This window comes from Nostoc favosum CHAB5714 (genome assembly GCF_020829495.1).
In the GTDB taxonomy this organism is placed as follows: domain Bacteria; phylum Cyanobacteriota; class Cyanobacteriia; order Cyanobacteriales; family Nostocaceae; genus Nostoc; species Nostoc favosum.
In genome coordinates this window covers 10,232-24,248 of record NZ_JAIVFQ010000097.1, presented here as the reverse complement: position 1 = coordinate 24,248, position 14,017 = coordinate 10,232, and the positions used below count along the sequence as shown (strand labels likewise).

The 14,017-nt window shown below is 43.6% G+C and carries 5 protein-coding genes and 3 pseudogenes; 3 read left to right on the top strand and 5 right to left on the bottom strand.

Translation table 11 applies throughout. The features are described from left to right. Positions 1-169 precede the first annotated feature (169 nt). Positions 170-610, bottom strand: a pseudogene (locus tag LC586_RS33030) (DNA polymerase III delta subunit-related protein); the annotation flags it as partial. Positions 611-690: 80 nt separating this feature from the next. Here LC586_RS33030 and LC586_RS33020 point away from each other — a divergent pair. Beyond that, positions 691-910 (top strand): annotated as a pseudogene (locus LC586_RS33020) (IS1/IS1595 family N-terminal zinc-binding domain-containing protein); the annotation flags it as partial. Positions 911-1,186: 276 nt separating this feature from the next. Beyond that, positions 1,187-2,068, top strand: a pseudogene (locus LC586_RS33015) (IS982 family transposase). Positions 2,069-2,188: 120 nt separating this feature from the next. On the opposite strand, the gene LC586_RS33010 reads toward LC586_RS33015, so the two are convergent. Beyond that, a complete protein-coding gene (locus LC586_RS33010; protein WP_306423311.1) occupies positions 2,189-4,261 on the bottom strand; it encodes a cytochrome-c peroxidase in 2,073 nt (690 codons plus the stop codon). A 668-nt stretch (positions 4,262-4,929) separates the two neighbouring features. Here LC586_RS33010 and LC586_RS33005 point away from each other — a divergent pair. After that, complete coding sequence (locus LC586_RS33005) at positions 4,930-7,662, top strand: CHASE2 domain-containing protein (protein ID WP_229489691.1); 2,733 nt, start codon at positions 4,930-4,932, stop codon at positions 7,660-7,662. Here LC586_RS33005 and LC586_RS33000 read toward each other — a convergent pair. From LC586_RS33000 to LC586_RS32990, 3 genes are all read right to left on the bottom strand, one after another. Further along, positions 7,640-8,401 carry a DUF928 domain-containing protein gene (locus tag LC586_RS33000; RefSeq protein ID WP_229489690.1) on the bottom strand — a complete coding sequence of 254 codons (762 nt, stop codon included), beginning with the start codon at positions 8,399-8,401 and terminating at the stop codon, positions 7,640-7,642. The genes LC586_RS33005 and LC586_RS33000 overlap by 23 nt on opposite strands. Positions 8,402-8,488: 87 nt before the next feature. Beyond that, the gene (locus tag LC586_RS32995; RefSeq protein WP_229489688.1) at positions 8,489-11,467 is read right to left on the bottom strand and encodes a CHAT domain-containing protein; all 2,979 of its coding nucleotides are present in this window, start codon (positions 11,465-11,467) and stop codon (positions 8,489-8,491) included. A 52-nt stretch (positions 11,468-11,519) separates the two neighbouring features. Next, a partial coding sequence (locus LC586_RS32990) for a beta strand repeat-containing protein (RefSeq protein WP_229489686.1) occupies positions 11,520-14,017 on the bottom strand: 2,498 nt, incomplete at its 5' end.

The following is a 14,017-nucleotide window of genomic DNA, read 5'->3' as shown; positions in this document are numbered from 1 at the left end:
TATAAGAGTAAACGCCGACAAGGCCCTGTGAAGGCGATCGCATCCTTGATTGCTCTGAGGAGATATTTAGTTCAAAAGTACTATAAATTAAGAAGTTAAGTTTTGGATGGGTGCGCTTATATTTGATGTATAGCTGTTGCCATAAAGGTTTGGAGTTTTGCACCGGGAACTAGTCTACTAAAACTCTTGCTACTTGCAGCAAGTTAAAGGTGTTGGTCGTGGATATTGCCTGTAAAATTGACATTAATTCTGTTTCTGTCACACCACCAGCGATTTCCATGACATGATTGGCAGTGATATCTTCATCTAAAAGACTCACCTGACCCAGTAATTGCAGCGCATCCCGCAATCCACCATCGCTGAGTCGGGCGTTGGCGTAGCCCGCCGCAGGCATCGCTGTTAGTGCCTGATCATCAATAGAGATAGATTCTGCATCTGCTACAATACCGAGGTGCTGCACAATTGCCTGAACAGACAAAGTGCGGAAATTAAACACCTGACAACGGCTGACAATGGTAGGTAACACCTTGTGCAGTTCTGTTGTGCAGAGAATGAATACTACATGAGATGGTGGTTCTTCAATACACTTAAGTAAGGCATTGAAGGCGTTACCAGTTAGACAATGACACTCCGTATTTGTAACTCAAATTGCGGCGTTGCATAATTGAAGTATGAATTGGAGCGATCGCTATGCAATGTCCAAGGTGTGCATCAACTCATATCCGCAAGAACGGGAAAAAGGCTGGTAAACTTGCATTACATTTGTGTTAGTTGTAGTCGTCAATTTATCGATTCTTACGAAAATCTTGGTTATTCAGAAGAAATAAAACGTGAATGCCTAGAAATGTATGTAAATGGGTCTGGCTTCCGTGCGATAGAAAGAGTGAAAAAAGTACATCATACAACAATAGACCTCTTGCATAAATCAAAAATAAAGAACCCCACCCCGCATTTGAGTAAAGCAAACGCTCCCCTCCCCAAAGCATCGGGGAGGGGTTGGGGGTGGGGTGTTAGGGACTTTTGCAAGAGGTCTAATAATTAATTGGGTAAAAATGATTGGTAATACTTTACCAAAAACCCCTGATTATGATGAGATACCTGTATTATCTTAACGTGAGTTCGGGATAAGAAAGGGGGCAAAACAGGTAGGCTGAAAGTGCTAAATTCTCATCCATCTGCTTGCCCTATGTTCACTCTAGAAGAACTATTCTGTTCTATCGATGACTTCTGTCAAACCTTTGAACCACAGTGGGAGCGCCAACTGTTGGGTAATGGGCTGCAAAAAAGAAAGCGCGATCGCAGTCTGTGTTTGAGCGAGATCATGACGATTCTGATCGGCTTTCATCAGTCTTGTTACCGGAATTTCAAAGCCTACTACCAGGATAAAGTACAGGTTCAGTGGCAAGCATACTTCCCCGGTTTGGTCAGCTACCATCGCTTTGTGGAGTGGATGCCTAGTACCCTGTTGCCTCTGTGTGCTTATCTGCGCTCCTGTTTTGGCTCCTGTACAGGCATCAGTTTTTTGGATTCTACCAGTCTCAAAGTCTGTCACAATCGGCGGATAAATCTTCATCGGGTGTTCCAAAATCTGGCTGCTCGCGGCAAAACTTCAGTTGATTGGTTCTTTGGCTTCAACAGGACATGTAGTGGTCAATGATCGTGGAGAATTGCTGAATGTTGTGCTGACTCCAGGAAATACCGATGACCGTATCCCCGTGCCCAAATTGCTGCAAATGCTGTTCGGCAAAGTGTTTGCGCTCCTTGGGCTATGTCTCTCAAAAATTAGCAAAACAATTACTCGAGAGTGTTGGGATACAACTGATCACCAAACTCAAACGTAACATGAAAAATCGCTTCATGTCGTTAAGCGATCGCCTGTTGCTCAGGAAACGCTCGATCATTGAGACCATCATTGACCAGTTCAAGAATATCTCCCAGATTGAGCATTCCCCTCACCGATCGCCTGTCAACTGCAAGCGTCAACATCGTTTGCGGTTTAATCGCTTACTGCCACCAACCTAAGAAGCCTGCGATCGCCATCGATCACAATTTGCTTTCTGCCGCCTAATCTTAACCCGAACTCACGTTATCTTAAGTACGGTTCCGAGGCGCTGCGGGCGCTATGCGCCCGCAAGCTTAAGGCGATCGCATGATTCATACTTTGATTCAGCGACGCCCAAATTGCTAGTTAGTTCAGGAAATTTGGAGTCCCTTTACCACCATTCTTACCAACAGCAGGAATTTCTAGTAGGTTATCGGCAGCTTTGCCAGTACCATCATTGACAACATACATAGAGTTACCTAGATGTCCATTGGGAACGAACAGTTGCGGGTGGTCAAAGGGGGCTTTCTCAGAGACAACTCGCTCATCAGTGAGTCCTTTCAGGAAAGCCACCAAGTCATCTTTTTCAGTTTCGCTTAATCCCAATGGGCGGAGAACCCCTTGCTGACGGAAATCTCCACCACGATTGTAGAAGTCCACCACTTGCGGCAAAGTCAAATAGCCACCATTGTGGAAGTAAGGAGCTGTCAGTTCTATGTTGCGTAATCCAGGAGTCTTAAACTGTCCGTCTGCAACTACTGTATCATTGGGGTTAACTGTAACATTGGGGCTTGAACCGAAAAGTAGTGGGAATTTCCCCAAAGCAGCTACCCGCGACTCCGAAAGCGGATTACCAAATGGGTCTTGACCACCAACACCGATGTCTTCTAGGGTGGGTCTAACACCGATATTGAAGAAAGCTTTGTCCGAGACGGTTCTGGGAGTAGTGGTGGTGGCTCTGAGCCTTTGGTTCTTGACGTTGCTAACCGAAGCACTGGTGAGTTCCAACCCACTATGGCAGAAGATGCAGGCAGCTTTGCCCTCGAATAGTTGTTTGCCTCGTTGCTGCTGCACGGTGAGGGCGGTGGTGTTTCCTTCTAAAAAGCGATCATAGGGCGTATCGTTGGCAATGAGTGTAGACTCGTACAACTGAACTGCAAGCCCAAAGAATAGCGAGAAGTTATAATCCAACAGCCTGTACTCATCGGTTTGGGAAAAGTTATCAGGTTCGTTGACAAAAGTCCGTTTACCTTCAGCATCAACTTGGATCAGTTTATTAGAGTTCCACCACTCCGGTTTAAAGGCATCTTTAATCAGATCCTCGTAGGTTTTATCCTTGAGTCCGGGCTGAGGATAACTACTGTCTGCACCTAAAACGCTGTCTTGTGGATGCACAACCTGTTTGCCTAGTGGTGTGAGTCCAGACAACTTTTGCCCCAGTAATCGAGGGAGCTTTGTACCCCCAATTGACAGAATATTGTCCAGCGAACCGTTGACAAATATAAATTTGCTGAGGTCAATTTGCCCGAACTTATCACCAATTTCTTGAAAAGTGCGACCATCAGCAGACGACTCGAAGGAACTGAGTGGCGGACCAACCGCCTGGGAAGCCAAAGACGAATTATTCAGGCTGACTTTGACAAATTTAAGCTGATTTGGGTTTTCTGCTTTCACCACAGAGGCGTTAGGGTCTCTTAAACCGAAGGGATTCACCCCATTAAAGATATCTTGTGCCCTTCCATCCCAGAAGTTGCGGAAGTTGAATGCTGCATTAATTACGGTTGGCGTATTACGCGGCTGGACGCGGCGCACATTGATACCTCCCACGTTAAACACTGGATCTGGCTCACTTGTTTCTAAGTCTCTTGGGCTACCAGGTATAACATCAATAAACTTTGTATTGGCGACTCCCTGAGAGGAGCTAACATCGTTACTGTCAGATACAACAGTCGTAGAATCACTAGACAGCTTATGAAAGGGAAAATCTTCTTTTCTTAGCTGGTAGTTTGGCGCACCGCCTATATTAAAAATTATATCTGGATTCTCTGTACGATCAGCGTTAATTCGCAAAAGCCCAGGAGCAATCTGATTTATGGATCTATTGTCGGCTCCAGCATGGAAGTGACAAGTAGCACAGGAGGTCTGTCCGTCGCTCCCAACCTGCATATCCCAAAAAAGAGTCTTTCCTAGCTTTATCGCGGCTGCTTTGTCTTTTACAAAGTCTCCAAGATTATCAGGTTCTGGAACCGATACGCTCTTGAGCGAAACTGGAGGCGACCCCGTAACCTGCGCGGATACACTATTTCCAGCTATTACTGCTACCATAATAATCGCAGCAATTGTTATAGTCTTGGAAAATCTTGATCCTAGTCGGTTAAGCTTGCCAAAGCTAAGTCTCCACCATTGGCACTTTATTTTTGTCACCAAAGATTTGAGCAAAATTCCACCTCTTGAGGTCAGTAGGAAGTAAATTGATAAGCCAGTAATAAAGGCTACTAAGCTTAGTATAAGTATAATTCCCATAATTTTTGTCATCAAATAACACCGAAACAAATTATACATCTGCGAATAAGTTTTAAATTTCTTATTCATGTAATGGGCTTTCTTACTTTTCAGACATCCTCTTAGGAATAAGTAAGTTGGTGAGAATAATTAAAACTATATTAACTAATGTAAAAAATATTGAAATTAGTTTGTAGTGAGGACTTTAGCCCTACTTTGAGGGCTAAAGTCCTCACTACAAACCTTTAATTATTTACGCCGTCCTACTTACCGCTCTTTCATGACTCTCTCCAGAAAAAAAAGCAATAATCCTTATTACAGAAGACTTTCTGACAAAAGAGATGATTTTAGCCATAATGTTAGAAAATAAAGCTCAAAACCAACTTTCTGTAGCTTGTTTAGAAGTTGGCTAAAATTTTTCTTTGACCAGAGTGATGAAAGAGCGTTACTCAAAAATCAAAAATAGGTAAAAGTCAGGTAAAGTCAGTTGATGAATGAAAATAGTATAATTCTTCTCTAGGACTGTTAGATAATAAATTATTTATATGACTGTATATGAAATTCAAATTAAATATATATATTGGAAAATGTAAAGGACAGCCTTGATGACAGCAGCGAAGTCAAACTTTGAATATCAAATTGGAGGGAGTCTTGAGAGTAGCGCTCCTAGCTATGTGAAACGACATGCTGATACAGAATTTTATGAGCGCTTAAAGTGGGGTCAGTTTTGTTATGTGCTGAACTCGCGGCAGATGGGCAAGTCTAGCTTGCGAGTGCAGATGATGCAAAGGCTACAAGCAGAAGGAATCATCTGTGCGTTTATTGACTTGACAGGAATGGGAACACAGGATGTAACTCCAGAAAAATGGTATGCAGGGATTGTCCAATCTTTAGTGAGTAGTTGCCATCTGCACTCAAAAATTCAATGGCGGAGTTGGTGGCGTGAGCGGCGAGATTTGCTTTCACCGGTGCAGTGTTTGAGCCAATTTATTGAAGAAGTACTGTTAGTAGAAGTCAAGCAAAATATAGTTATTTTTATTGATGAAATTGATCGTGTTTTGAGTCAGAATTTCTCATTGGATGATTTTTTTGCTTTAATTAGATTCTTCTTTCAGCAACGAGAAGTAAATTATAAATATAGGCGTTTGACTTTTGCACTATTGGGGGTTGCAAATCCTAACGAACTGATTCAAAATAAGACTCAGACACCATTCAATATTGGCAAGGCGATTGAACTGCAAGGATTTCAGCCTGATGAAGTACAACCATTAATAGATGGTTTGAACCAAAGAGTAAGTAACCCTGAAGGGGTTCTCATGCAAATACTAGAATGGACAGGTGGGCAACCGTTTCTCACGCAAAAGCTGTGTCAGTTTATAGTTTTGGAGTCAACTGCTCAAAAATTTTCATCGGTTGAGCAACTAGTAAGGTCGAACATTGTTGAGAATTGGGAATCTCAAGATGAACCTGAGCATTTGAGGACGATTCGCGATCGCATTTTGTACAGAAATGAAAAACGTACAGGTAGATTATTAGAGTTATACCAGCAAATTTTACGTCAAGGAGAAATTTCTGCTGATGGAACTCCTGAACAAATCGAATTACGGCTGTCAGGGTTAGTAGTTGAGCAACAAGGCAAGCTCAAGGTATATAATCGCATTTACGAAGCTGTATTCAACCACAGTTGGGTTGAGCGTAAATTAGCAGAGTTGCGACCCTATGCAGAAGCGATCGCAGCCTGGTCAGCATCAGCTTGCGAAGATGAATCCTATTTATTGCGAGGACAAGCCTTACAGGATACCTTAGCTTGGGCATTAGGTAAAAGCCTTGGCGATTTAGATTATCAATTTTTAGCCGCTAGTCAGGAATTAGCCAAACGCCAAGCCCAAATGTCACTGCAAGTACTAGCACAAGCTAATAAACTTTTGGCACAAGCTAGACAAAAAGCCAAGCCAGAAGTTTTGCAACGGCGAATTGGCTTATTTTGGATACCACGGATTGCTATATGTGTGACTGCACCTATTCTGCTGCTGCGCTTTGGTGGACTGTTGCAGGGTGGCGAGTGGAGTATACTTGACCAGTTTTTTCGCTGGCGACTGTTGCAAGAGTCACCAGAGAAACGGATAGCGATTATCACTATTGATGAAGAAGATATAAAAAAGGCAGGAAAGTGGCCTATTCCTGATCAAGTTTTAGCTAAGGCAATTGCTAATATTAAAGCCCAAGAACCTAGAGCTATTGGTTTAGATATTTATCGAGATTTGCCTGTAGAACCTGGGCATCAGGACTTAGTTAACATCTTCCAATCAACTCCAAACTTATATGGAATTGAAAAAGTTGTGGGAAGTAAGATTAATACCATTGCCCCTCCTCCCACTCTCAACCAAGAAAGAGTGGGCTTTGCCGATCAGGTGGTGGATGCAGATGGTAAGGTGCGTCGTGCATTATTATCAGTAGACCTCTCGCAAAATGAAACACGCTACAGTTTGGCAATGAAACTGGCGCAGCACTATTTAGAGGACGGAAAGATAACCATAAAATTAGTTGACAACGATCCCCAACGTCAAAGGTTGCGTTGGGGTAAAGCAGTGTTTGAAAGGTTTGTGGGCAATGATGGAGGCTACGTCCATGCAGATTCTGGAGGTTATCAAATTTTGCTGAACTTTAGAGGAAATCAGGAAAATTTTGCTACTTTCCCTTTAAGAGATATCTTGGAAAAGACCATTCCTCCTGATAGTTTACGCGATCGCCTAGTTTTGATTGGCACTACTGCTGCAAGCATTAAAGATGTATTTTATACGCCCTATAACAGTGGTCTATTTAGTTCTTCACAGCCGATGACTGGGGTGAGTGTTCATGCCAACATTATCAGTCAAATAATAAGTGCTGTTGTTGATGGCAGACCTTTGCTTCGTGTTTGGCAAGAACCCATAGAATGGCTGTGGATTTTAGTTTGGGCGGGATTAGGAGCATTAGTTAGCCGACAGTTGAGGTCTTCAATTGCGATCGCTGCCAGTATAATCTTTGCTGGTGCTGGGCTTTTGGGGATTGGCTTTTTAGCCTTTTGCTTGGGCTGGTGGTTACCCATCATTCCCTCGCTGTTAGTGTTTTTGGGGTCAGCAGTCGCCTTAGAGTTGGTTACTCACAAGCAACTTGAAAGACTCCAATTCCATCATACTTTGGCACTGCTTTTAGAAATGTGCCAAGACCATCCCCTTGCTGGAGCAATTGCCATTGAATACCTCAAGCAGTCAGAAAGCCAGGATAATCAGGCTTTTATCGAGCAGCAGTTACGAGAAAAACAGTTAACCACTTCTACAATCGAAGTGGTTGAGTAGCGATCGCTTCTAGCCCTACGGACTTAAGAAAGTCAGTCCAGATATCTGCCATGACTTGATCATTAGGTTGAGCATTTCTGATTTGAGCTAGATTAATGACAGCATCGTACCAAATTCCTTGTTCACTGTAAGCATCTGCCTGCTCCAAAGTTGTCCTCGGCTGACTCTGGAGTTGAGGTAAAACCACACGGCGTACCCACGAGGTGATTACTGGATCGTTAGGGTTAGGTTTTTCTCCACATATCAACACTAAAGACCACTGATAATTTTTGCTTACTTCCAAAAGGGGGAAGCTATCTGGTAACTTGATGCTAATAATACCAGGTTCACCTTTAATAGGAATGAAGCTTTGGGAATGAAGCTGATTGTCTTCTGTCATCAAGCTTAAGACTACTTGCTTGGCAGATGTTTGCGGCAGATACACTAAAAATGTCGGATGCTCTGCTATAGTCAACCCATAGTTGCTGTCAGTGGGAGTAAGAAGCATCAAAGGGGTTTTATTGGCTGAGGTAGTGTTTAATGTTGCATCTTGAGGACATTGCCAATTACTACGCGATCCACCCGATGATGTAGATTTTGGCTTACTCTGATTTGGTGGTGGTTTGAATATTATCCGTTGGGGTTTTGAGCGATTAGTCGGCGTTGGAGTATTTGCAGTTGATTGGGCAATTGTTGGTTGCGTCCCCATCAGAAACAACCCGATCGTCATTAGACCAATCAACTGTTGACTATTTAACATGGGTTATCTTTTGGTAAAGTCTATCTTTAATTAAGTGATACTCATTATTAATGCTCAATTCCGAAAAAATAGTATATTACTTGCTGGCTACAACCAATTACCTACTAAGACAAATGGTGCCCAGTAGTAAGGACGATGATAATTTGGCGATCGCAACAGGAACAACTGAGCTTGACGAAGTGCCTCAGCTTTAGTTACCCCAGGTTGGTTCAATTCTGAATAGAACTTGTTCATCAGCTCAACTGTAGATTCATCTTCTACTGACCAAAGCGTTGCTAATGTACTACGTGCCCCTGAACGCACCGCCACCCCTGCTAGTCCCAGAATCGCTCGATTATCACCTGCGGCGGTTTGGCAAGCACTCAAAATTAATAATTCTAAAGGACTTCGACCAGGGCGATCGCGTCCTTGCAATAATTGGTCTAATTCTTTAACATTAATCCGACCGTCCCAAGTCAACAAAAAGGTATTCTCAGCCTGGGAAGAAAACTGACCGTGGGTTGCTAAGTGAACAATGGGGAAGGGTACATTGTTGATTTGAACTTTCAAGCGACTGCGGGTAAATTCTTGGTTTAAAAGAACTTCTGTGGGAACTATTTTTGTAATCTCCTGAACTTCCTGTTCCACTCCCGGCAGTTTGGAAAACCCTTGCCTAGCCTCAGCCAAACCTCCTACTAAAGTTTGCAATTTGTTTGGGGAAAGCGAAGCTGAATACAACAGCTGCAACCCTGGACTCAAAGCAAGGTTATATTTTTCAATCAGATACTTCTGCTTCTGACTATCATAAAGTGCCGACATGGGTACTGCACGCAAAACTCCATCTAGTACAAACACCAAAGTTTTAATGTCATCCTTTTCCAGTTCTGCTTCAATTGGACGGATTAACCAGTCATAAAAAATTTGTTGTGGACGAAGTGAATCTAAGTTAGAACTGTAGATGTTACGGGTGAAGCCAGCAAGCATATTATCGTAGACACGTTCGACCTCCCCGACTTCCCCTGGCTGGGAACTAGGCTTTAGAGGCGTTGCGTAGTATTTTAAATCCTTTTGAGGTCTAGACAAGATGACAGCAAGGCGATCAGGCAAAATAATCGAATAGATAACCGCAGCATTTGGATCTACCTGGTCAATTGGTTGGGGTTGACTGGTTATACAAGCTTCCCGAAAAAAGTTAGTCAGTTCTGCTAATTGGAGTGCTTCTATAACATCACGAGCTTGCTTGAGATTTTTCTGATTAATCTCCGTTTGCTTTATCTGTTGAGAAGCTTGGGGTTGCAAGAGCAAATTGACCAGTTCTCGATAGACTGGTTCTACACTATCACGAAAAGTAAATTGAATTTCTGGGTTAATACCAACTAAGTCTTTACGCAAAGACTGAAGAGTTTCGTAGGCTAAGGTGTAGGCTTGAAGTGCGCTTTTTTGGTTTTGTTGAGTTTGGTAAATCCGTCCTAACTGCCACTGCCAAAGATAGGTAATACTAGAATCATTAAAAGCAGATTTTTGCTGTAAAGCTTGTTCAGTTAATTGTCGTGCCTCTGTCAATTTCCCCATTTGCTGGTAAACTCCTCCAAGATAACCACGCACATCGGCTTCGGCTTGCTTGTCTTGCAATTGTTGAGCTTGGTTGAGGGCGGTTTGTAAAATTTGCCCAATTTCCGGCCATGAGGGAATTTTTGAGGATTCAAGAGTTTTAACACCAGTGCCCGTAGGTGTATTTTTTACAAAGCTACATAGTTGCAGAATCGGGGATGATAAAGCATTTGATGAGTTTTCACTCAGTCCTGATTGCAGACACATCAAACTTTGAGCAAATTTAATGTGAGCATAGACAGTGGGATGAGTAATAGGTAAGTCATTGAGATGAGACGTGATTTCAGATAGCAAGGTTGGTACTTCAGACCATTGTTGAGTTTGTACCAAAAGGCTGAATCGATTCAATTGAGCTTGTCTTTTGATATCTGATGAGGTAGATGATTCCGCTTGCCGATAGCAAGTAGCAGCCTGTTGATAAAATTGGGCAGCATTGGTTATACTGGCTGCTTGAATGCATATAGACTGTGTAAGGGCTGGCTGTTGTTCGCTTGGTTTTCCCAACTGTATTTTTCTATTACCCAAAGACCGGGCTGTATTGCCTAAACTCAAGTAAATAGCAGCCAGATTTTGCGAATCTCCTGATTGTTGAGCTAATTGCCCAGCTGCAAACAAGACCATTTGCGATTGTTCGAGTTGACTAACAACTCGTAAAACATTACCGAGACTACGCAAAGCCAGGATATCTAAAGAAGAGGAATTTTCCTTGTTGACAAATCGTTCTTTTAAGGTTTGCAGTTCTTCTTTTGTGATCTGGCAGTTTTGATGATCAAGCTCTAAAGTTTTTAGTAAGGTCTTGCAAGCCATTGGGTAAAGACCCAAGTCTTGCATGGCTTGAGTTTGGTTAATCTGGCTTCTAATTGCACCATTTTGATTGCCGAGATTTTGATAAATTTCAGCCGCTTGTTTCCAAGTTGCTAAGGCTGCTTCTGATTCTCCTACTGCTAGTTGCAACTGTCCTTGGATATCTAATGTAGAACTGAGGATTTGCGTTAGCGCAGCTCCTCCTTCGGAGGCTCGCTGTGGTGTTTTTGGCTGTGTTTGGAGGATATTTAAGCTGGTAGCGATCGCTTTTTTGGCTTGCTCCCACCTACCGAGTTGTTGAGATGTGAGGGCAAGATTGCTCAACGCCATTGCCTGGTTGAGTTTATCCTCTCGCGCCGCAAAAGCCGCAGCAACTTGTTCCCAAACGGTTAGGGCTGACTCAAATTGCCTGTTTTGGTAAAGTGATTTGGCTTGTTTTACCAACTGTAAAGGCTCTTGTTGAGTTTGTCCGATCGCAGTTGATGCCCAAACTTGGGTAGTAACCAGCACTCCTCCCACAGACAAGAAAAATAACAGAACTACTAAAATTAGCGATCGTACTTGACTACTATAGAGTCTAGATTTGTAATGGCTAATTTGCGAGAAAAATCTTGCTTTGAGCGTAGGCGTAGCCCCTCGTAGACATCGCCCTCTCTGCTTTTTTTTATTCATATTTTATCCTGTCAAGTAATTCACAAAAATAATTGTTTTCACCTTTTTGGCCTTATCGTGCAGGACAACTGCTTAAATTTTTAGGTAGACGATGGGTTCCAGTGACGTTGGGATTGTAAGCGGTGAGAACTACTTCACCTTTATTGTTGAATACCCATCCTTTAACTGGCACAATCGGGCTGGGAATTTGGGATTTTGAACTCTCGCTGGAGGAGGTTTTCTGCGGTGGTTTTACATTACTGACTATTGACACTGGTTCAACTAAAGCAACCTGAGTAGCTTCTTGGCTTAAGTCTTCGTTGGGGCTAGGAGGCAGTCCACCACGTCCTGTGATCGTGAATTCACTCGCAACACCTTTACTACAAGGATTTTGGGCGATTTGGTCATTGGGATCAACAACATTTGCAGGTAATTCCACTAAATTCTGCCTGGAATCAATCTCTTGATTGATGTTCACCACTCCCGGATTGCCACCAAACTCTGAACTAGCGGTGATCTCATTGAAAAAATCTCTAGGCTTGTCCTGAAATTCAATCCCAAAGATAGCAGTAGCTGTGATGTCAACACGACCACCATCACCATAAGTTGCATTTGCAGTTATATCACTACCCTTTGGTTCTGAGGGTGGTGCAACTAGAAATTGAGTGTCAATCTTAATGTTGCCGCCATTACCAATTGCCCCTGGTTGGCTTTCAATGCCTGCATTGGTAGTAATTTTGCTGTCGTCTTGCATCAGTAATAAATCTGCTACCTCTAGGCTGATATTGCCGCCTGTTTCTTTGGCGGTTTCGGCTGAGATCGTTCCCTGCTCCAAAGTTAGAGAATTGGCTTGCAGAGATATATCGCCTCCTATGCCGCTTCCCCTGCTATTGACAGAAAGTTCGGCGCCATTTTGAATCAGGACATTTTTGGGGGAGCCAATCACGAAGATATTACCGCCATCACTAGTAGAAGTGTTTTCAGTCTCAGCTAAGACTGCGGTTCCAAAGTCAGACAGAGTAAGGCTGTTTGGTACATTCAGTGTGATATTGCCTGCTTTTGAACTCGCTGAAGTATTAGTGCGGATTTTTCCGGCGCTGGAGAGGTCAATAGTGTCAGATGTGACATCAATGTTACCAGCATTGCCATCTCCGTTAGTATTGGCGCTGACAATAGCCGCATTACTTACCTGCAAGCGAGGAGCGTTGATAGTAATCCCTTCGGAGGCTCCGGTTGCGCCAGTCCCAACTTCGCTGGCTATGGCGGAAACAAGAGAGCGATCCCTAGATGTACCATCAACAACTACATTATCAGTAGCTGTGACTCGAATCGAGCCGGAATTGCCCTTTCCTAAAGTACTAGTATTTAGTTCTGCGCCATTGGTAACTCTCAGGATCGGAGCATTAATTTCAATTCCTCCTGACTTGCCCGTAGCAGTCTCTGTCACTAGGCTAGTTGCAGCACTGCCTTCACCCTGCCTCGATTCGCCATCAAAGATTACCTTATCATTGGCAGTAATGCTGATCGTGCCTGCATTGCCTGAGCTTTTAGTGCTGGCATCAAGTAAAGCGCCATTCGTCACCTCCAAAATCGGAGTTCTAATCTCGATATCACCAGATTTACCATTTGCTCCGTCAAAAACTTGACTGAATGCAGCAGTGCGATCGCCTTTGCTCGATTGGCCATCAAAGAGTACCTTGTCAGTGGCAGTAATGCTAATCGGGCCTGCATTGCCTGAGCTTTTAGTGCTGGCATCAAGTAAAGCACCTTTCGTCACCTCTAAAATCGGGGTGTTAATCACGATCCCGCCTGAGTTGCCATTTGCTCCGTCAAAAACTTGACTGAATGCAGCAGTGCGATTACCGCCAGATTCGCCATCAAAGATTACCTTGTCAGTGCCAATAATGCTGATTTTGCCTGCATCTCCCTGTCCGGAAGTACTGGCACTGAGTTGAGCACCCTTGGTGATGGCAACACTACCTGCGTCAATCTCAATTCCGCCTGAGTTGCCTACAGCACCTTTTTCCACCTGGCTCAATATAGATTTGCCATCTACCAATACCTGATCGCGGGCAGTAATGCTGATTTTGCCTGCATCTCCCTGTCCGGAAGTACTGGCACTGAGTTGAGCACCCTTGGTGATGGCAACACTACCTGCGTCAATCTCAATTCCGCCTGAGTTGCCTACAGCACCTTTTTCCACCTGGCTAAATGCAGAACTCAGGAATCCTAAAGAAGATTGGCCGTCAAACACGACCTTATCAGTGGCAGTCACTCGGATTGTGCCCGAATTTCCTTTTCCAATAGTATTGGCTTCCAGATAACCGCCATCAGTCACCTCAACGGTACGTGCATTAATCTCGATTCCACCCGAGTTGCCTACAGCATTCTCTCCCACCTGGCTGAGTGCAGAACTACGGAATCCCAAAGGAGCTCCGCTAAAAACCACCTTATCAGTAGCATTCACTCGGATTGTGCCCGAATTTCCTTTTCCAATAGTATTGGCTTCCAGATAACCGCCATCAGTCACCTCAACGGTACGTGCATTAATCTCGATTCCACCCGAGTTGC